This is a genomic window from Pseudomonas sp. NS1(2017), from assembly GCF_002269425.1.
Classification (GTDB): Bacteria; Pseudomonadota; Gammaproteobacteria; order Pseudomonadales; family Pseudomonadaceae; genus Aquipseudomonas; species Aquipseudomonas reactans.
In genome coordinates, this window is record NZ_CP022960.1 from 3,398,485 (window position 1) to 3,418,307 (window position 19,823).

A 19,823-nucleotide genomic window follows, 5' to 3' on the forward strand; every position below is an offset into this window, starting at 1 on the left:
GTTCCGCGTTTTTTTGCCGGATGAACCCTGGCAGCGTGAGCAAGGTCTACCCGTATCAGCCCTTATCGAGGTTTTATCGTGCCCTTGACCCGTCTGACGCTTGCCCTGTTGCTCACCGCCAGCAGCCTTGCTGCGCAGGCCCGCGACTATGCCTACAGCGATGCGCACCTGCATTACGTGGATTTCTTCCAGGAAACCGCGGGCATGGACAAGCTGCTCAAGGCCATGGCCGACAGCCGCATCGAGCATGTGATGATTTCCGGCATACCCGTTGCGAAAAAATGGCACGAAGATGAACCCAAGCGGCCGCGTTACTACGCCGGTGATGACGCCGATGCCTACTGGTACAGCGCCACCGACGTGATCGTCGCAGCAGCGGTCAATAAGCTGACCCCCGAACAGCGCCGCCATTTCCATCCCTTCCTGTCCGGCTTCAACCCCAACGACAAGAACTCGGCCGCCCATATCCAGCGCATGCTCGACCTCAATCCGGGGCTCTGGCAGGGCATCGGCGAAGTCTTCACGCGTCATGACGACCTCACGGCCATCACCGCTGGCGACACCCCGCGTGCCAACAACGAAGCCATGACCCGCATCTATCACCTGGCGGCAGAAAACGACCTGCCGGTGATGCTGCACTCCAACATCACTTCCAAGCGCGAGCGCAACCCGTTGTACCTGGCTGAAGTGGAAGAACCGCTGCGCAACCATCCGCACACCCGCTTTATCTGGGCCCACGCCGGCACCAGCAAGGAAATCCATCGTCATCAGGTGCGGATGGACTTTTTGCTGCCGACCTTGAGTCGCCTGCTGGAGGCCTATCCCAACCTGTACATTGACCTGTCCTGGAGCATGCTCACGCCGTATCTGCTGGATGATGCCGGCCAGCCTCGCCCCGAGTGGGTAGCGCTGGTGGAACGCTTCCCTGAGCGGTTTATGTTGGGTTCGGACGTCGTAGGGCGTTTCAATAAGTTGGGTAAGAAAATACGAAGCTTCGATCCCTTTTTGGATGCCTTGCCGGAGGCTGTCGCCCGAAAAGTGGCGCGGGACAACTTCCTGGCGATCCTGCCTAAAGCTACACGCGATGGTATGGCACGCTGATATCGCGTTTTCGTCTTACGCAAAGAAGGTAATAGGCCGATACCTTTCAAGAGCCAGCTGCAAATGGATGCAGCGCATTTGGAAGGAGCCAAGGCATGAGTATCAGAAGTCTGAATATCGCCCCGCGCGCAGGGCTGGGGTTTGGCCTGTTGGCGTTAATGGTGTTTGCCCTGGGCGGATTTGCCCTGTTGCAGATGGCCAATATGCGCCAGCAGTCGGACCAGGTGGAAAATAACTGGCTGCCCAGCGTGATGGCCGTGGGGGAGATGAGCCAGGACCTGCTGCGCATCCGGGCGCTGACCTTGCGCCTGCTGGTTAATCGCGATCCCCAGGCGCTGGCGCAGAATGAGCAGAAACTCATTGCCCTCAAAAACGGCCTGCACCACGCGCAGACGCTCTATGAGGCGCTGATCGTATTGCCCGAGGAGCGCACGCTGTTTGATCGCTTCAAGGCCCAGGAGCAGCAGTACCTGCAACGTCAGGAGCAGGTCGTGGGGTTTTCCAAGGCCAATCAGCTGGAAGACGCGATCAGGGTGGTCAACGGTGAGATGAACCAACTCGCTGATGAAATGGCCGCGACCCTGCACGATCTGGTCAACCTTAACAAAACCAATGCCAATCACGCCGCTAGCCTGGCGCAAAGCGTGTTTAGCCAATCGCGCAGCTGGGTGGTCGGCATGATCGTGCTTACGGCGCTGATTACCATCGGCCTGGCGGTGTGGCTGACACGCAGCATCGTGTTACCCCTGGCCCAGTCGCTGAAAGTCGCTCAGGGCGTGGCCAGTGGCGATCTGACTGGCGAGATCCATGTGAGTGGCAATGATGAGCCGGCGCGCCTGCAGCAGGCGCTCAAGGGCATGCAGGAGAATCTGCGCGATACCATCCGGCGTATTTCTGAATCGTCGAACCAGTTGGCGTCCGCCTCGGAGGAACTTAGCTGCGTGACTGAAGACGCCACCCGTGGTTTGCACCAGCAGAATCAGGAAATCGAGCAGGCCGCCACGGCGGTGAACCAGATGACGGCAGCCGTGGAGGAGGTGGCAAGCAACGCAGTGGCCACGTCCCAGGCTTCGCGCGAGTCCGACCGCATTGCCCAGCATGGGCGCGAGCAAGTGCATCAGGCCGTGGTGTCGATCGAGGCGCTGGCCACCGATGTGACGGATAACGTGACGCAGGTCGAGGACCTGGCGCAGAAGGTCTATGGCATCAGCAAGGTACTGGACGTGATCCGCTCGATTGCCGAGCAGACCAACCTGTTGGCCTTGAATGCCGCCATTGAAGCGGCGCGCGCCGGGGATGCAGGGCGTGGGTTTGCGGTAGTGGCCGACGAAGTGCGGGCCTTGGCTCATCGCACCCAGCAGTCGACTCAGGAAATCGAGCAGATGATCAGCGGGATCCAGCAAGGCACCGATCAGGCGGTCAGCTCGATGCAGCAAAGTAATACGCGAGCACGCTCGACCTTGGATATCGCCAAGTCGGCGGGCACGGCCTTGGAGGAAATCGCCTCGGCGTTCACCTTGATCAACGAACGCAACCTGGTGATCGCCAGCGCGTCGGAGCAGCAGGCGGCGGTGGCGCGGGAGGTGGATCGCAATTTGATGAACATCCGCGATTTGGCGCACCAGACATCGACCGGGGCGAATCAGACGAGTGCGGCGAGCCAGGAGTTGTCGCGGTTGGCGGTGGACCTGAACACGATGGTGGCGCGGTTTTCGGTGTAACCGTTTTTGCAGCCACCCACAAAAAAGCCCCGAACCAGTCGGGGCTTTTTCATGCAATCAAGCTACAGGTCTTACTGACCCTGCCAGCGTTTCAGCACCAGGGTAGCGTTAGTGCCACCAAAGCCGAAGCTGTTGCTCATCACGGTGTCGATTTTTGCATTCTCAACGGTCTTGGTCAGGATCGGCATGTCAGCCACCACCGGATCAATCTCGTCGATGTTCGCCGAACCGGCCATGAAGTTGCCTTCCATCATCAGCAGGCAGTAGATCGCTTCGTGAACGCCAGCGGCGCCCAGGGAGTGACCGGACAGGCTCTTGGTAGAGCTGATGGCCGGAGCCTTGTCGCCGAATACCGCACGCACGCCTTCCATTTCCTTGGCGTCGCCGACCGGAGTCGAGGTGCCGTGGGTGTTCAGGTAGTCGATTGGGGTATCTACAGTGGACATGGCCATCTGCATGCAACGGATGGCGCCTTCACCGCTTGGGGCAACCATGTCGTAGCCGTCGGAAGTGGCGCCGTAGCCGACGATTTCCGCGTAGATCTTGGCACCACGGGCCAGAGCGTGTTCCAGCTCCTCGACCACCACCATGCCGCCACCGCCGGCGATGACGAAACCGTCACGCTTGGCGTCGTAGGCGCGGGAGGCCTTTTCCGGGGTTTCGTTGTACTGGGTGGACAGTGCGCCCATGGCGTCGAACAGGAACGATTGGCTCCAATGTTCTTCTTCACCGCCGCCGGCGAACACGATGTCCTGCTTGCCCAGTTGTATCTGCTCAACCGCAGTACCGATGCAGTGTGCACTGGTGGCGCAGGCCGAGGAGATCGAGTAGTTCACGCCCTTGATCTGGAACGGCGTGGCCAGGCAGGCCGATACAGTGCTGCCCATGGTCCGCGTGACACGGTACGGGCCGACACGCTTCACGCCTTTTTCGCGCAGGATGTCCAGCGCTTCCATCTGGTTCAGGGTCGATGCGCCGCCGGAGCCGGCGATCAGGCCGGTGCGTACGTTCGAGACCTGGTCGTCGCTCAGGCCGGAGTCGGCGATCGCGTCTTTCATCGCCAGGTAGGCGTAGGCGGCAGCGTGGCCGACGAAGCGATAGATCTTGCGATCGATCAGCTCTTCGAGGGGCAGGTCGATGGAGCCGGAAACCTGGCTACGCAGACCCATTTCGGCATATTCCGGGTTGAAGCGGATGCCAGGGCGACTTGCACGCAGGTTAGCGGTGACGGTCTCTTTGTCATTGCCCAGGCAAGAAACAATGCCCAGACCAGTGATAACGACGCGGCGCATGCGGATAACCCTTAAAAGTTGTCAGTGGATGTGAATACGCCGACCCGAAGGCCTTCGGCAGTATAGATCTCGCGACCGTCGACGCTCACCGAACCATCGGCGATGGCCAGGTTCAGCTTGCCCTTGAGGACGCGCTTGATTTGAATGTTGTAGGTGACTTTCTTGGCGGTCGGCAGGACCTGGCCAAAGAATTTCACTTCGCCCGAACCCAGGGCGCGACCGCGGCCCGGCAAGCCTTGCCAGCCGAGGAAGAAACCGACCAGTTGCCACATGGCGTCAAGGCCCAGGCAGCCTGGCATCACAGGGTCGCCTTCGAAATGGCAGGCAAAGAACCACAGGTCCGGGGTGATATCCAGCTCGGCGACCAATTCACCTTTGCCGTACTTGCCACCCTCTTCGCTGATATGGGTGATGCGATCCACCATCAGCATGTTCGGGGCGGGCAGTTGCGCGTTACCTGGGCCGAACAGCTCACCGCGACTGCAGCGCAGCAGGTCTTCCCGGGTAAAGGCGTTTTGTTTGGTCATGCGAGCTCCTCAATAATCCCATGCGGCAGGGTAGGGTAAATCTTCCCGAACCGAATGAAGCGTTCATGCCTCATATCGGCAGCCTACACATAGACTATTGCGTTGTAGTGAAAGTCACAGCGGCAAGGCACTGAATGTACACTTGTTCACTGAAATTTTAAACCGGGCCTGTTTATTGGCCCGTTCGGGTGCCTAAGACTGCCGCACTTTCGCCTTTCACGCCAGTCGGAGTTGGCTGATGGCGCGGCGCTATTGCACCCAACGCTGCAGGATTTGCTGCAAATCCGTGCGTTTGAACGGCTTGGCCAGGTAATCGTTCATTCCCGCTGCCAGGCAGGCTTCACGGTCGCCCTGTAAAGCGTTGGCGGTCAGGGCGATGATCGGCAGATCGGCACAGCCCGGTAACTGACGGATCTGCCGGGTGGCTTCATAGCCGTCGATGACCGGCAGCCGACAATCCATCAGGATGGCGGTGAAAATCAGGCTCTCGGCGCTGCGGACCGCTTCGGCGCCGTCGGTGGCCAGGCTTACCTCGAAGCCCAGGCTGCGCAGCATGGCCTCAACCACCGTGCGGTTCACCGGGTTGTCCTCCACCAGCAGCACATGACGACCCTCACCTGCGCCGGCTTTGCCGTCGGCGTCGCTGGCAATCGCCGGCACGCTGTGCTGGTCGATGGCCAGGGGAATTTCCAGGGTAAACACCGAACCGCGGCCTTCTTCGCTCTGGGCGCGCAGGGTGCCCCCCATGCGTTCGGCCAGGGTGCGGGCGATGGGCAGGCCGAGACCGGTGCCGCCGTAACGTCTTGAAATGGAACTGTCGGCCTGCTGGAACGCGTCGAACATCGCCTCCAGGCGTTCGGCGGAGATCCCAATGCCACTGTCGCGCACGGTGCAGGTGAACCACACCAGTTCATGGTCGAGGGTCTGCCAATGGGGTTCGACGCTGACGCTGCCGTACTCGGTGAACTTCAATGCATTGCCGATCAGGTTCACCAGGATCTGGCGGATCCGTGTCGGATCACCTTGCACTCGCACGGTGTCCATTCCAGGTGGAATCGACAGCTTCAGCGTCAACCCGCGCTGTTGCGCATTGTGCTGGAAGGCCTGGGCGCAGCTGTTGATCAGGTCCGCCAGGTTGAACGGAATATGCTCCAGTTCCAGGGCGGCGCGTTCGATCCGCGAGAAGTCGAGGATATCGTTGATCACCTTGAGCAAATGCTCGGTGGACTCCGAAGCCAGTGCCGCGTATTCGGTCTGCTCCTCGGTCATCTCAGTGGTTTCCAGCAACTGCAACATGCCCAGTACGCCATTCATGGGCGTGCGCAGTTCATGGCTCATCATCGCCAGGAAATCCGACTTGGCGTTGTTGGCGCGCTCAGCTTCTTCGCGGGTCTGGATCAACTGGGCCATGGCCTGCTGCTGTTCGCGACTGGCCTGGTTGAGGCCTTCGGCAAGGTTGTTGATATGCCGCGACAGGTCGCCCAGCTCCGAGTCGTCCACGATCGGCAGCGGCGTCTTGTAGTCGCCTTGCTGGATTGCTTTTACCGCATGGCCCATGGCGCTGATCGGCTGCGACAGGCTGGCGGCCAGGCGCCGTGCCAGCAGGAAGGTAAACAGCAGGGCAAATAACGCGAGGATACCGGCCTTGAACAGAATCTCCTGCTGGCGCTGGCTGAACGCGTCGTTGGACATGCCGACAATCACGCGGCCCAGGTAATCCGCGCGCGGGGCCTTGGGTTCGTTGAGGTTGTCCTGGAAGAAATCGTTACCCAGTTGAATGTGTTGCAGACGAATCGGTGCCTGGAACACTTTCACCGACAGTGAGCGGTCGTGCTTCTCCGACGGTTGCTCGACATACACCAGGATGTTCTCGCTGCTGTCCTGGATCTCCAGGAAGCGTACATGGGGCGTGGCCAGCGTGGCGCGCAACAGGCTGTCGAGTACGTCATTGTTGCCGGAAATCACCCCGTATTCGGTGGCCGGCGCCAGTTGGTTGGCGATCAGTTGGCCGGTGTGGTCCAGTTCCTGGCGCAAATCCTGGATACGCACGAAGGTAAAGAAGCTGATCAACAGCAACGTCAGCAACAGCGCCGGGCCCAGGGTGATGAGCTGGGTGCGGGTGTTGATGTCCCAACGACGACGCAAGGTCATGGGCGTTTTTCTCCTTCGGCCAATCGGGTGGCGACGCTGGCTTCGTCCACCTGTTCGATCCCCAGTGAGCGCGCGACTTGCGGGTTGCCCACGACTTTGAAGCGATCCGGGTACAGCGAGCGCGGCCAGTTGGCCGGTGAATGGTCGAGCAGACGGTCAAGCACGGCCAGCCAGTCAGCCTGGTCGCTGTAGGTGCTGGCCAGGCTGCCGGCCCTTACGAAGCCCGCGTTCGGGCCTATCAGCGGCAATTGCTGGGCGTAACTGCTCAGCAACAGGTTCTTCGCGGTTTTCGGGTTGTACAACTGCGGGTCGTCGAGGCCGAGCAGCACGTCACTGTTGCGGAACAGGTTTTGGAGCGGTCGACTGTCATTAATGTTGTCCCAGAGCTGGGGCACGATCTCCAGGCCTAGCGAGGCGGAGTGCTGTTTCAGTTCGGGCAGCAGGAATTCGCTGTCGGCGCCATAAAGCACGCCGATACGTCGCGCCTGCGGCAGGATGCCCGCGATCAGGCGCAGTTGGCGATCCAGCGGCGGGTCGCTCCACAGCAGGCTGATGCGTGGGTGCGGCATGCTGCCCAGGCGCTGATGGGCTTGCAGGCGGCTGATGCGCAGCACCAGGGTCGGTGGACCCTGAGGCTCTTGCAGGCGCCAGTCGAGGCCGGGCAGGTCCAGCAGGATCAAGCGTGTGGTTGCCGGGAGGCGGCCGGGTGCCGGCAAGTCTTTGAGAGCCGTAAAGGTGACACGGTCGTCGGGGCGTTGCTGGGCCAGGGCCTGGGCAAAGGCTTGCACACCGGCACCGTCTTCAGCGGCGGTCAGCAGGATATCGGCGCTCCACGCCGGCGCGGCCAGCAGCAGGCAGGCGAGCAGCATGGCACGCCGCCAGAGCCGAGTGATCAACACGCCAGTCATCCGTGACGAGTCGCCCATGTCAGAACTCTAGCTCGGCACTGAAGTAGAGCGCGTGGCGATGGTCATAACGGTTGTCGGCCCAGGTAGTGGGCTGGTTGTCGAGGCGTTCTTGCAACATGCCGGCCAGCTCCACGTTGGCTTTGCCCAAGGCAATGCGCTTGGCGACCCGCAGGTCGACCCGTTCGAAGCGATATTGGTTGAGTGCGTCATCGCCATAGTAGAACAGCGCGCTGGACCAACCCTGGCCCCACTCACGCAACCAGCCGGCGGAGCCACTGTTGCGCGCGGTCTGTGCTTTGTCCAGCGGGTTGCTGCTGCTGGCATCGACGTAAGCATAGGTGAGCCGCAGGCGGTCGGCGTTGCTCACGCGCCAGTCGAACTGCGACTCGGCGCCGGTGAACCGTGAGCTGTTGGCGTTGCTGGCAATGTACTGATTATTGCGCAGCGGCGAGCTGATCATGTCGGTGATCTCGTCGTAGAACAGTTTCACGTCCATGTTCAGCCCGATGTCGGCAAAGAAGCCGTTGTACCCCAGTTCCCGTGACTTCATCATCTCTTTATCGAGGTTGCCCGGCCCCCGGGTTTTTACGAAGTATTGCCCGGTGGTCTGCCCGTAGGCCGGGGAGCTGAGGTTGGTGACGCGGTAGCTCCAGTTGACGTTGTTCTCGAACATGTCCGGCGAGCGGATCGCCTCGGAGTACACCGCACGCAGGCCGTGGCGCGGGTTGATCAGGTAGTTGACCGCCACCCGTGGCGTCAGCGAGTTGCCGCTCAGGTGGGTGTCTTCATACATGGCGCCGCCTTGCAGCAGCCAATGCTCGCTGGCGCGCCACTCCAACTGGCCGAACAGGCGCCAGGTGGTGTCGTCCAACGTGCCGTTGAAGTAAGTGTCGGAGTCGGCGCGGTCGTAGCGGTAGTTCATGCCGCTGACCAGGCGCAGGCTGTCGGACAGGCTGAGGGTGTCTTGAATCTCCAGGTCGTAGCGGCTTTCGCGGGTGCTCTGGTCGATGTCGCCGCACACGCTTTGACTGGCACCGTCGCGCCACTGTTGCAGCACCTGGTTGGCCAACGCCTGCTCGGCTGCGCTGCCCGGTGGTGCGCTGCCCTGGCTGTAGGTGTCCATGTGCCGGGCCAGCAGTTCGGCGTAGTTGGGATTCATCTGCCACAACTGGGTCAGCTCGGGGCTGAACGAGACCTTGGCGTCACACGCCTTCCAGATTTGCTGGCGGTCCCACTGCTGGGCGGAGCCCTGGATATACAGACTGTGATCCGGGTTGAAGTCGAAGTTCCAGCGCAGGGAGCCGGCATAATCCTTGGCTGTGACGTCTGAATTGTTACCGCCCTCGGTGATCCCGGCAAAGACCGGGCTGTAGGTATACGGTCGCTGGTTGGTGCCTTCCTTCGCATCCAGTTGCAAGTCGATGCTTTGCTGCGTGTTCAACGTCTGGCTGATCGCCAGGCTGAAGCGGCTGAGGCGGCGGCTGTCACGACGGTCGGCCCCGGATGCATCGCTGTCGAAGCCGTCGTCTTGCTGCCCGGACAGGGACAGGCGCAAGTCGCCGGTTTCCCAGCCCGCGCCCTGGCTGGCATAGAAGTCATTGATGCCGCGTTCGCCGCGCACCACTTTTACCCGCGTGCCGTGGCTGTTGGCCGGCGAGCGCGTAAGAATGTTCACCACCGCCATCAAGGCATTGGCGCCGTAGCTGACGGTATTGGGCCCACGGAACACTTCGATGCGCTCGATATCTTCCATGGCCACCGGAATGTCGCTCCAGTCCACGGTGGCCAGGCCCGCGCGGTACACGGATCGGCCGTCGATCAATACCTGCATGCGCCGCGCATCGCTGGCACTGGTGCCGTGGTAGTTCACTGCCGCCTGGTTGCCGGTCGTATAGCCGACCATCATCCCCGGCACCAGGCGCAGCAACTCACTGATGTCCCGCGCGCCACTGGCCTTGATCAGCTCGCTGTCGATCACGGTCATGCTGCCAGGCACGGCGGCGGCTGATTGCTTGAGGCGTGTGGCCGTCAATACCTGAGGCAGCGGCTGGCTGTCGAGGAACAGGTCGTCGGCCATGGCTGGCGCGCTGCACAGCAGCATCAACCACAGAGATGAACGGGGAGGAGGGCCCAAATACACGGCACGGCCTTGATAATTGCGGATAGCCGCCCATGTTAACTGAGGCGGGGCCTTTTGCCAGTCGCCGGACTTGCAATTGCTTCATGAAAATGTGGCATTTTCCGACAAACGCACGAATTGATACGGGGGCTGGCCGCCAGCGGGTCGGCCCGTATAATGCCGCCATCGCCACTGGTATGGATTAACGGATTGCATATGACTGAACAGCGCCCTATTGCGGTCCTGGGAGGCGGAAGTTTTGGTACCGCCGTGGCAAACCTGCTGGCCGAGAACGGCCACGCTGTGCGCCAGTGGATGCGCGACCCCGAGCAGGCCGAGGCCATTCGGGTGCACCGGGAAAATCCGCGTTACCTCAAAGGCATCAAGATTCATGCGGCGGTCGAGCCGGTCACCGACCTGCTGGAAACCCTCACGGCGTGCGACCTGTGCTTCGTCGCGCTGCCCTCCAGCGCCTTGCGCTCGGTGCTGGCGCCCCACGCCGAGCGTCTGGCGGGCAAAATGCTGGTCAGCCTGACCAAGGGCATCGAGGCGCAAACCTTCAAGCTGATGAGCGAAATCCTCGAAGAGATCGCTCCCCAGGCGCGCATTGGCGTGCTGTCCGGGCCGAACCTGGCACGGGAAGTCGCCGAGCACGCGCTGACCGCCACGGTGGTCGCCAGTGAAGATGAGGAACTCTGCGAACGCGTCCAGGCCGTGCTGCATGGCCGCACTTTCCGGGTCTACGCCAGCGGCGACCGCTTTGGCGTAGAACTGGGCGGTGCGCTGAAAAACGTCTACGCGATCATCGCCGGCATGGCCGTGGCGCTGGGCATGGGCGAAAACACCAAGAGCATGTTGATCACCCGCGCCCTGGCCGAGATGACCCGCTTTGCGGTGAATCAGGGCGCCAACCCGATGACCTTCCTGGGGCTGGCGGGCGTGGGCGATTTGATCGTCACCTGCTCCTCGCCGAAAAGCCGCAACTACCAGGTTGGGTTTGCCCTTGGTCAGGGCCTGAGCCTGGAAGACGCCGTCACGCGCCTGGGCGAAGTCGCCGAAGGGGTCAACACTCTCAAGGTGCTCAAGGCCAAGGCCCAGGAAGTCGGTGTGTATATGCCGCTGGTCGCCGGGTTGCACGCGATCCTGTTTGAAGGGCGCACCTTGAACCAGGTCATCGAGTTGCTGATGCGCGCCGAACCCAAGACCGATGTCGACTTTATTTCCACCAGTGGTTTCAACTGAGGAACGCGTCATGAACGATCCGAAAGCAGCTCCCAAGTACGAATCCATTGGCCTGCGCATCCTGTGGATGCTGGTGTTTGCCCTGGTGTGGCAGGTGGCGCAGTTCCTGCTCGGCGCGCTGGTGGTGGTGCAGTTGATCTACCGCCTGGTCTACGGCGCCCCGAACCTGGGCCTGATGAACTTTGGCGACAGCCTCAGCCAGTTCCTGGCGCAGATCGGCCGCTTCGGCAGCTTCCACACCGACCAGAAGCCGTGGCCGTTCGCCGACTGGCCGACCCCGCGCGCACCCGAGGGCGAAGCCGCCCACAGCGTGCCGCCGGCACCGCACCCGGTGCGTGATGAAGAGCCGAAACTGTGAAGCTGTGGATCCTGCGCCACGGTGAGGCCGAAGGGCACGCGCGCACGGACGCCGAGCGCAACCTCACCGAGCATGGCCGTGGCGAAGTGTTGCGCAGTGCTGCGCACCTGATCGGTCAGCCCCTCAGCGCGATCATCGCCAGCCCCTACGTGCGGGCGCAGCAGACCGCGCATCTGGTGCGTGATGCGCTGGGCTTCGAGCCGGAAATCCGCACAGTCCCGTGGTTGACCCCCGAGGGCAACCCGTTGCAGGTGCTGGAAAAGCTCAACACCGATGACAATGTGCTGCTGGTCAGCCACCAGCCGTTGGTGGGCAGCCTGATCAGCTTTCTGCAGCATGGTCACCAGCGCCAGCCGCAGCCGATGCACACCGCCAGCCTGGCGGAACTGGAAGGGGATTTCCCGCTGGCGGGGCTGATGAGCCTGGTCAGCGTTAAAAATCCGTAGGCTTTTTCGCGGCTTCTTGTGTGCTATATAGTCAACCGAGCAAGTGCTTGGTTGGCTATCATCGGACCACAAAGGAGCGCGTCCCATGCCCGTCGCTTTTCGTTTGCCGTTGCAAGTCTTCTACGAACGTGAAGCGCGACATCCGCGCAAAACTTTTCTGGTGCAGCCGGTGGGTGGTGGCCAGGTGCAAAGCCTCAGCTGGGGCGACGTCGGCCACCAGGCCCGCTGCGGCGCGCAGTGGCTGCGCGCCCGTGAGTTGCCCCAGGGCTCGCACATAGCGCTGATCTCGAAAAACTGCGCCCACTGGATCATTGCGGACTTGGCGATCTGGATGGCCGGGCATGTCTCGGTGCCGCTGTATCCCAATCTCACCGCTGATTCCGTCGCCCATGTGCTCACCCATTCCGAGGCGGCGCTGGTGATTATCGGCAAGCTTGATGACTGGCCGGCCATGGCGCCCGGTGTGCCTAAGGATGTGCCGACTATCAGCCTGCCCTTATGCCCGTCGGGCGAGTTCGATTTCAGTTGGGCCGACCTGCAAGCCTGTTCTCCGATCCAGGATGACCCAGCACCGGCTGTCTCGGACCTGGCGACCATTATCTATACCTCAGGCACCACCGGCCTGCCCAAAGGCGTGATGCACAGCTTCGGCGCGCTAGGGTTTTCCGCCACCCGTGGTACGGAGTTGTTTGGCCTGGGCGAGGGCGACCGGTTGCTGTCTTACCTGCCACTGTGCCATGTGGCGGAGCGGATGTTTGTCGAGATGGCGTCGATCTACACCGGGCAAACGGTGTTTTTCGCCGAAAGCCTGGAGACGTTTCTGACGGATCTGCGTAGGGCACGTCCGACCGCTCTGTTTGGTGTACCGCGTATCTGGACCAAATTCCAGATGGGCGTCTACGCCAGGATTCCCGCAAAGCGCCTGGACACCTTGTTGCGCCTGCCCTTCATCGGTAAGCGTGTGGGCCACAAGGTACTTGCCGGCTTGGGCCTGGACGCGTTGCGTATCGCTCTTTCGGGAGCGGCGCCTGTGCCTGAGGCGTTGCTGCGCTGGTATCAACGCCTGGGCCTGGACGTGCTTGAGGTGTATGGCATGACCGAGAGTTGCGGCTACTCCCATGTCTGCCGCCCCGGCCAGCAGACCCTCGGTTGGATCGGCTTGCCGTGCCCGGGTGTGGAAGTGCGCATCGACCCGGCGGGTGAAGTGCAGGTGCGCAGCGGCGCGACGATGCTCGGCTACTATAAGGACCCGCAGAAAACCGCCGAAACCATCACCGCCGATGGCTTTCTGCGCACGGGGGACAAAGGCGAGCAGGACGCCAAGGGGCGTTTGCGCCTGACCGGGCGGCTCAAGGAAATCTTCAAGACCTGCAAAGGCAAATACGTGGCCCCGGCGCCGATTGAAAACCGCCTGGCCGAGCATGCGCGTATCGAGCAGGTGTGTGTGGTGGGCGAGGGACTGATCGCGCCGATAGCTTTGTGCGTGTTATCGGATGGGGGTGAGGACTCGCCAGCCCTGCGTGCCAGCCTGGAGCGCTGGTTGGAGCAGGTCAACCAGGCACTGGATAAGCCTGAACGCCTGCGCCAATTGGTGGTGGTCAAAGATAGCTGGGCGGTGGAAAACGGCTTTCTGACGCCGACCTTGAAGATCAAACGCAACGTGATCGAATCGACTTACGGTGCACATTTCCAAACCTGGAGCGAGCGTTCCGAAACGGTTCTGTGGCAGGATTAGGGCCGTAATAAAACCAATAAGGACACTCTTTATGAGCCTGTGGCGCACCCAACCGAATATCGACCAACTCAACGCAATCCAGAAAAACACCATCGGTGAACTGCTGGACATCCGTTTTGAAAGCTTCGACGACGAATCCCTGACTGCAAGCATGGTGGTCGACCATCGCACCCATCAGCCGTACGGCTTGCTGCATGGCGGCGCCTCGGTGGTGTTGGCCGAGAGCGTTGGTTCCATGGCGGCCTACTTGTGTATTGACCCGAGCAAGTTTTATTGCGTGGGCCTGGAGGTCAACGCCAACCACCTGCGCGGTGTGCGCAGCGGGCGCGTGACGGCGGTGGCCAAGGCCGTCCATATTGGCCGCACCACCCAGGTCTGGGACATCCGCCTGACCAACGACGAGGGCAAGGCCAGTTGCGTGTCGCGCCTGACCATGGCCGTGGTGCCGCTGGGCGAGAACCCGCCGGCGCGATAGGCGTGGCGTGAGTGTCATCATTCCTGGCAGTTACAGTCATTGCTGTACCGGCCGGGCATGGTGACAATCAATCTCTGTTTTTGTAGATGGATCCGGTATGTCGCAGCACGTGTTTTTTGCCCACGCCAATGGCTTCCCCTCGGCCACCTACGGCAAGTTGTTCGCCGCCCTGGCCCCGGAATACGCGGTGGCTCATCTGCCACAGCACGGTCACGACCCCAGGTTTCCGGTGGACGATAACTGGCAGAACCTGGTGGATGAGCTGATACACCACCTGGAGCTGCAACCGGAACCGGTGTGGGGCGTGGGCCATTCCCTCGGCGGCGTGTTGCACCTGCACGCGGCCATGCGTTGCCCGCAGTTGTATCGCGGGGTGGTGATGCTGGATTCGCCGGTGCTGACCCGCGCCGATCGTTGGGTGATCCGCGCGGCCAAGCGCTTCGGGTTTATCGACCGCCTGACCCCGGCCGGGCGCACCCTGGGCCGTCGGGAAGAGTTCAGCGACCTGGACGCCGCGCGCAGCTATTTCGCCGGCAAGACCCTGTTCCGTGGCTTTGACCCCGAATGCTTCGACGCTTACCTGCAACACGGCCTGCTGCAAGTGGGCGATCGCCTGCGCCTGCGTTTCGATCCGGCCACCGAAATCAGCATCTACCGTGGCGTGCCCCACACCAGCCCCGGCCAAGTGCGCCAGTTGAAGGTGCCACTGGCGGTGGTGCGCGGCCGGCAGAGCCGGGTGGTGATGCGTCACCACGCCAGCGGCGTCGGGCGCCTGCCCATGGGTGAAATGCTCACCATGCCCGGCGGCCACATGTTCCCCCTTGAACGCCCCCAGGACACCGCGACCTTGATCAAGAACCTGTTCTCCCGCTGGGAAGCCCGCGAGCGCAATTGCGCATGAGTGCACCGGTCGAAGAAGTGCGCCTGAGCCTGCCCCATATCGAACTGGCGGCCCATCTGTTCGGCCCCGAGGACGGCTTGCCGGTGATTGCCCTGCATGGCTGGCTGGACAACGCCAACAGCTTTGCGCGGCTGGCGCCAAAACTTCAGGGCCTGCGCATCGTTGCGCTGGATATGGCTGGGCACGGGCATTCGGCGCATCGTCCTACGGGTGCCGGTTATGCCTTGTGGGATTACGTCTTTGACGTGCTGCAAGTCGCTGAACAATTGGGCTGGAAACGTTTTGCATTACTTGGCCATTCCCTCGGCGCCATCGTGTCCCTGGTGTTGGCCGGCGCGTTGCCGGAGCGTGTGACGCACCTGGGATTGATCGACGGTGTGATCCCGCCGACCGCCAGCGGTGAGAACGCGGCCGAGCGGCTGGGCATGGCCTTGCAGGCGCAATTGAACCTGCAAGATAAGCGCAAGCCGGTCTACAACACCCTGGACCGAGCCGTCGAAGCGCGCATGAAAGGCGTGGTGGCGGTCAGTCGCGAAGCCGCCGAACTGCTGGCCCAGCGCGGTTTGATGCCGGTGCCGGGTGGTTACACTTGGCGTAGCGACAGCCGTTTGACCCTGGCCTCGCCGGTTCGCCTGACTGAGGAACAGGCGATGGCTTTCGTGCGACGCGTCAGTTGCCCTACCCAGTTGGTGGTCGCTGCCGACGGCATGCTGGCGAAACATCCCGAATTGCTTTCCCAGCTACCCTTTACCGTGACGACGCTGCCAGGCGGCCATCATTTACACCTTAATGACGAGTCCGGCGCGGTCCTTGTTGCAGACTGTTTCAATCGGTTCTTCTCCGCGCCTTGACTTGGGGCGGTCAACTGCCGAGGCTGGGCGGATTGAAAGGGAGTCAACCATGAACAAACTCAACACCGCTGCGACCTCCGATGGCCAGGGCTCGTTGATCTTATGAGCGTGCGTAACGGATGTATCCGTATCCTGGGCTTGAGCCTTTTGAGCCCACTGGTATTCGCCGCCGACGTACCGGGCAGCCAGGACCTGCCCACCGTCGCCCGTCAGGTCGACTCGCAAATCGTCGACTACCGTCCCGGCGAAGAAAAAGAACGTATCTACCCCATGGGCGCGATCCGCAAGATCAGCGGCCAACTGCGTTATGAAGGCCAGGCCACCGCCCGCGGCCAGACCACCGCCATCACCTATGAACTGCCCGCCGAGCACAGCTCCAGCGCCGCGTTCAAGGCGACGCGCGAAGCCTTGCAGGAGAAGGGCGCGCAGCTGCTGTTCTGGTGCCAGGCACGCGATTGCGGTGAAAGCAGCCTGTGGGCCAATGAAGTGTTCGGCAACGCCAAGCTGGTCGGTGCCGACGGGCAGCAGGAATACCTGCTGCTGCGCCTCGCGGCTCCCCAGGAAAACTCCTTGGTGGCGCTGTACGGCATCACCCGTGGCAACCGCCGCGCCTACCTGCACGTAGAACAGTTGGACGCCAACGCGCCGCTGGCTGACCTGCTACCCACCTCAGCGACCCTGCTGCGGGAATTGAAAAGCACCGGCGAGCTGGATTTCCCTGCATTGGGCGGCGACCCGGACGACACCTGGCTGACCCTGATTTCCCGTGGGCTGAACCTCGATGCCACGTTGCGCGTCAGCCTGACCGGCCCAACCGCCGAAGCCTGGCGCCAGGCCCTGGTCGACAAAGGCGTGCGCGCCGCACGCATGGAAACCGGCACGGGTGACGCCAAGGGCCTGCACCTGCATCTGATACGCTAGGTGTAACAGGGCGAACGGACCCGTGCCGTTCGCCTAAGCTGTCTTCCTACAGTCTTCCTTTCGAGATCCTACATGCTCAATAACGATCGCCTACTGGTGCAAATCCTGCTGCTGGTGCTGTTCGGTGCCAGCTTCTGGGTGATGGCGCCGTTCTGGTCGGCGCTGTTCTGGGGCGCGGTGCTGGCGTTTGCCAGCTGGCCGTTGATGGTCCTGCTGACTCGCTGGCTGGGTGGCCGGGAATCCTTGGCAGCCGGCATCCTGACGTTGGGTTGGATGTTGTTGGTGGCGCTGCCGCTGGTATGGCTGGGCTTCAACCTCGCGGACCATGTGCGCGATGCAACCGCATTGATCAAGGATATCCAGGTCGACGGTTTGCCCGAGGCGCCTACCTGGCTCGGCTCGATCCCCTTTGTCGGCGAGCGGCTGGTGGGCATGTGGGACAGCATTGATCAGCAGGGCGCTGCTTTGATGGTCAGTATCAAGCCCTATCTGGGGCAGGTGGGTAATTGGTTGCTGGCGCGCAGTGCGCAAATCGGTGGCGGGATTCTGGAACTGACCCTGAGCCTGGTATTCGTGTTCTTTTTCTATCGGGACGGGCCGCGCCTGGCGATGTTCGTCCACCGCCTACTGGAACGCTTGATCGGCGATCGCGCCAGTTACTACATCGAACTGGTAGCCGGCACGGTGCAACGGGTGGTCAATGGCGTGATCGGCACCGCCGCCGCCCAAGCGCTGCTGGCGTTGATCGGCTTCTGGATTGCTGGCGTACCGGGTGCGTTGGTGCTGGGTATCGTCACCTTCCTGCTCAGCCTGATCCCCATGGGCCCGCCGCTGGTGTGGATCCCGGCCACGGCCTGGCTGGCCTGGAAGGGCGACTACACCTACGCGGTGTTCCTCGGCGTATGGGGCACGTTCATCATCAGCGGCGTGGACAACGTGCTCAAACCCTACCTGATCAGCCGTGGCGGCAACCTGCCGCTGGTGATCGTGCTGCTTGGGGTGTTTGGCGGCTTGATCGCCTTTGGGTTCATCGGCCTGTTTATCGGCCCGACCCTGCTGGCGGTGGCCTACAGCCTGTTGATGGATTGGAGCGCGACCCAGGCCCAGGGGCGACGGGAAGACAAACCGCTTTAAGCCCTGGGCAACCACATCACGGCGGTCAAGCCACCGCCGGGGGTTTCTTCCAGGTGCAGCCGACCGCCGAGGCGTTCGGCGGCTTCCTTGGAAATCGTCATGCCCAGGCCGACCCCGCCAGAGTTGCGATTGCGTGAGCCTTCCAGCCGATAGAACGGCTCGAACACCGCCTCGCGCTTGTCGACGGCGATGCCGGGGCCGTGGTCGATCACGCGGATCACCAAGGCCTCGCGGCTGTCTGCCAACTCGATGCGCGCCGTACCGGCATAGCGCAGGGCATTGTCGATCAGGTTGTTGAGGCACGAACGCAAGGCCATCGGCTGCACCTGCAGCGGCGCGCAGGTGCCGGCAAATTGTACGTCGCAGCCTTGGTCCTGGGCGTTTTCGCTCATGGACTCGACCAACGCCTGCACGTCCAGCCAGTGTCGGGTTTCGCTGGTGCGCTGTTCGTGCAGGTAGCTCAGGGTGGCGTCGAGCATGCCGATCATATCGTCCAGGTCCTGGCGCATCTGGCCTTGCAGCTTGGTGTCTTCGATCTGTTCCAGGCGCAGCTTGAGCCGCGACAGCGGCGTGCGCAGGTCATGGGAGACCGCGCCGAGCATGCGCGCGCGTTGGCTGACCTGTTCGCGGATGCGCCGTTGCATCAGGTTGAAGGTCGACGCGGCTTGCTGTGCTTCACGCGGTCCCGACTCGTCGAGGGGCGGGCTGTCGAGGTCCAGGCTCAAGCGCTCGGCGGCTTCGCTCAGGCGCTGGATCGGCCGGCTCAGCAGCTTGGCGCCGTACCAGGCGGCGATGATCAACGAGATGAACTGGAACGTCAGCGGCACCACCGGGCCGCCAAACCACGGTCGCTTGTGCTTGAGCAGAGGCTTCATCGTGCCGTCAGGCTGTTCGACAAAGGTTTCCTGGGGCGGCGGCGGGGGCGGGCCGTAATAACGAAACCAGGAGATCGCCAGCACGTGGGCCAGCACAATCGCCACCAGCAACACGCCAAACAGTCGACCGAACAGCGTGTTGAAGGCGTTGCGCATCAACCGATATCCCGCGCATCAAACAGGTAGCCTTCCCCGCGCACGGTCTTGATCAATTGCGGGGCCTTGGGGTCGTCCCCGAGTTTTTGCCGCAGGCGCGACACCAGCAAGTCGATGCTGCGATCAAAGGCTTCAATGGAGCGGCCACGGGCGGCATCCAGCAATTGTTCGCGGCTCAACACCCGGCGCGGACGCTCGATGAACACCCACAGCAGGCGGAATTCCGCGTTGGACAGCGGCACCACCAGGCCGTCGTCGGCCACCAGTTGGCGCAATACACTGTTGAGACGCCAATTGTCGAAGCGGATGTTGGCGCGCTGTTCGGTGCGGTCATCGCGCACACGGCGCAGGATGGTCTGGATCCGCGCTACCAGCTCACGCGGCTCGAACGGCTTGGACATATAGTCGTCGGCGCCCAGCTCCAGGCCGATAATGCGGTCCGTCGGCTCGCAGCGGGCGGTGAGCATCAGGATCGGAATGTCCGACTCCGCGCGCAGCCAGCGGCACAGCGAAAGGCCGTCTTCACCGGGCAGCATCAGGTCGAGCACCACCACATCGAAGGTTTCGGCCTGCATGGCCTGGCGCATGGCGGTGCCGTCGGTGACGCCAGTGGCCAGAATGCCGAAGCGGGCGAGGTAGTCGATCAGCAGTTCGCGGATCGGCACATCGTCGTCAACGATCAGCGCGCGGGTGTTCCAGCGCTTGTCATCGGCGATCACTGCGCCTTTTTGCTCGTCGGTCATGGAGACGGGAGGGGTATGCATAATGCGATCATCTGCCCTGTTGTTGCGGTCAGCATAGGCGCCCAGCCCCATGGCTGGAAGTGCTGGTCGGTGGGTCGTGCGAGCGAGGCTAGCCGTGGGGCGTGTTGGGGGCATGTCGTGAATGTATCAGCTTTGAAATAATTGGA

The 19,823-nt window shown here is 62.2% G+C and carries 18 protein-coding genes and 1 pseudogene; 12 read left to right on the plus strand and 7 right to left on the minus strand.

Annotated elements, in window-relative coordinates; all coding sequences use genetic code 11:
* Positions 1–78 precede the first annotated feature (78 nt).
* From CI807_RS16170 to CI807_RS32120, 3 genes and pseudogenes are all read left to right on the plus strand, one after another.
* Entirely contained in the window at positions 79–1,101 is a 1,023-nt protein-coding gene (locus CI807_RS16170; RefSeq protein WP_095015325.1) for an amidohydrolase family protein, read from the plus strand.
* Positions 1,102–1,196: 95 nt separating this feature from the next.
* A pseudogene (locus tag CI807_RS32115) lies at positions 1,197–1,967 on the plus strand (MCP four helix bundle domain-containing protein); the annotation flags it as partial.
* Positions 1,959–2,822: a methyl-accepting chemotaxis protein gene (locus CI807_RS32120; protein ID WP_371858006.1), complete on the plus strand. Its 864-nt coding sequence runs from the start codon at positions 1,959–1,961 to the stop codon at positions 2,820–2,822. The pseudogene CI807_RS32115 and the gene CI807_RS32120, both read left to right, overlap by 9 nt.
* A gap of 71 nt (positions 2,823–2,893) precedes the next feature.
* On the opposite strand, the gene fabB is transcribed toward CI807_RS32120, so the two are convergent.
* From fabB to CI807_RS16200, 5 genes are all read right to left on the minus strand, one after another.
* Entirely contained in the window at positions 2,894–4,114 is a 1,221-nt protein-coding gene (fabB, locus tag CI807_RS16180; protein WP_016974674.1) for a beta-ketoacyl-ACP synthase I, read from the minus strand.
* An 11-nt stretch (positions 4,115–4,125) separates the two neighbouring features.
* Positions 4,126–4,641: a 3-hydroxyacyl-[acyl-carrier-protein] dehydratase FabA gene (gene fabA, locus CI807_RS16185; protein ID WP_010211704.1), complete on the minus strand. Its 516-nt coding sequence runs from the start codon at positions 4,639–4,641 to the stop codon at positions 4,126–4,128.
* 249 nt (positions 4,642–4,890) lie between these two features.
* Positions 4,891–6,792: an ATP-binding protein gene (locus tag CI807_RS16190; RefSeq protein ID WP_095015327.1), complete on the minus strand. Its 1,902-nt coding sequence runs from the start codon at positions 6,790–6,792 to the stop codon at positions 4,891–4,893.
* On the minus strand, positions 6,789–7,718 hold the full coding sequence (locus tag CI807_RS16195) for an ABC transporter substrate-binding protein (protein WP_095015328.1): 930 nt from the start codon (positions 7,716–7,718) through the stop codon (positions 6,789–6,791). Before CI807_RS16195 ends, CI807_RS16190 begins: the two co-directional genes overlap by 4 nt.
* 1 nt (position 7,719) lies before the next feature.
* Complete coding sequence (locus tag CI807_RS16200) at positions 7,720–9,840, minus strand: TonB-dependent receptor plug domain-containing protein (protein ID WP_371857979.1); 2,121 nt, start codon at positions 9,838–9,840, stop codon at positions 7,720–7,722.
* A gap of 195 nt (positions 9,841–10,035) precedes the next feature.
* Here CI807_RS16200 and CI807_RS16205 point away from each other — a divergent pair, with 195 nt between their 5' ends.
* The 9 genes from CI807_RS16205 (at position 10,036) to CI807_RS16245 (ending at position 17,882) form a co-directional block, all read left to right on the plus strand.
* The gene (locus tag CI807_RS16205) at positions 10,036–11,061 is read left to right on the plus strand and encodes an NAD(P)H-dependent glycerol-3-phosphate dehydrogenase (protein ID WP_095015330.1); all 1,026 of its coding nucleotides are present in this window, start codon (positions 10,036–10,038) and stop codon (positions 11,059–11,061) included.
* Positions 11,062–11,071: 10 nt separating this feature from the next.
* Positions 11,072–11,419 carry a DUF4389 domain-containing protein gene (locus CI807_RS16210; protein WP_028615729.1) on the plus strand — a complete coding sequence of 116 codons (348 nt, stop codon included), beginning with the start codon at positions 11,072–11,074 and terminating at the stop codon, positions 11,417–11,419.
* Positions 11,416–11,865: a phosphohistidine phosphatase SixA gene (gene sixA / locus CI807_RS16215; protein WP_095015331.1), complete on the plus strand. Its 450-nt coding sequence runs from the start codon at positions 11,416–11,418 to the stop codon at positions 11,863–11,865. The genes CI807_RS16210 and sixA overlap by 4 nt, the downstream gene beginning before the upstream one ends.
* An 85-nt stretch (positions 11,866–11,950) precedes the next feature.
* On the plus strand, positions 11,951–13,600 hold the full coding sequence (locus tag CI807_RS16220) for an AMP-binding protein (RefSeq protein WP_095015332.1): 1,650 nt from the start codon (positions 11,951–11,953) through the stop codon (positions 13,598–13,600).
* A gap of 31 nt (positions 13,601–13,631) precedes the next feature.
* A complete protein-coding gene (locus CI807_RS16225; RefSeq protein ID WP_016979541.1) occupies positions 13,632–14,075 on the plus strand; it encodes a hotdog fold thioesterase in 444 nt (147 codons plus the stop codon).
* Positions 14,076–14,172: 97 nt separating this feature from the next.
* Positions 14,173–14,976, plus strand: coding sequence for an alpha/beta fold hydrolase (locus CI807_RS16230; RefSeq protein WP_095015333.1), 804 nt, complete (start codon positions 14,173–14,175; stop codon positions 14,974–14,976).
* Positions 14,973–15,827, plus strand: a complete 855-nt coding sequence (locus CI807_RS16235; RefSeq protein ID WP_095015334.1) for an alpha/beta hydrolase — start codon at positions 14,973–14,975, stop codon at positions 15,825–15,827. Before CI807_RS16230 ends, CI807_RS16235 begins: the two co-directional genes overlap by 4 nt.
* A gap of 102 nt (positions 15,828–15,929) precedes the next feature.
* On the plus strand, positions 15,930–16,748 hold the full coding sequence (locus CI807_RS16240) for a DUF4892 domain-containing protein (RefSeq protein WP_095015335.1): 819 nt from the start codon (positions 15,930–15,932) through the stop codon (positions 16,746–16,748).
* A gap of 72 nt (positions 16,749–16,820) precedes the next feature.
* On the plus strand, positions 16,821–17,882 hold the full coding sequence (locus CI807_RS16245) for an AI-2E family transporter (protein ID WP_095015336.1): 1,062 nt from the start codon (positions 16,821–16,823) through the stop codon (positions 17,880–17,882).
* On the opposite strand, the gene CI807_RS16250 is transcribed toward CI807_RS16245, so the two are convergent.
* Positions 17,879–18,913 carry a HAMP domain-containing sensor histidine kinase gene (locus CI807_RS16250; RefSeq protein ID WP_095015337.1) on the minus strand — a complete coding sequence of 345 codons (1,035 nt, stop codon included), beginning with the start codon at positions 18,911–18,913 and terminating at the stop codon, positions 17,879–17,881. The genes CI807_RS16245 and CI807_RS16250 overlap by 4 nt on opposite strands.
* Positions 18,913–19,677, minus strand: coding sequence for a response regulator (locus tag CI807_RS16255; RefSeq protein WP_095017565.1), 765 nt, complete (start codon positions 19,675–19,677; stop codon positions 18,913–18,915). Before CI807_RS16255 ends, CI807_RS16250 begins: the two co-directional genes overlap by 1 nt.
* Positions 19,678–19,823 lie beyond the last annotated feature (146 nt).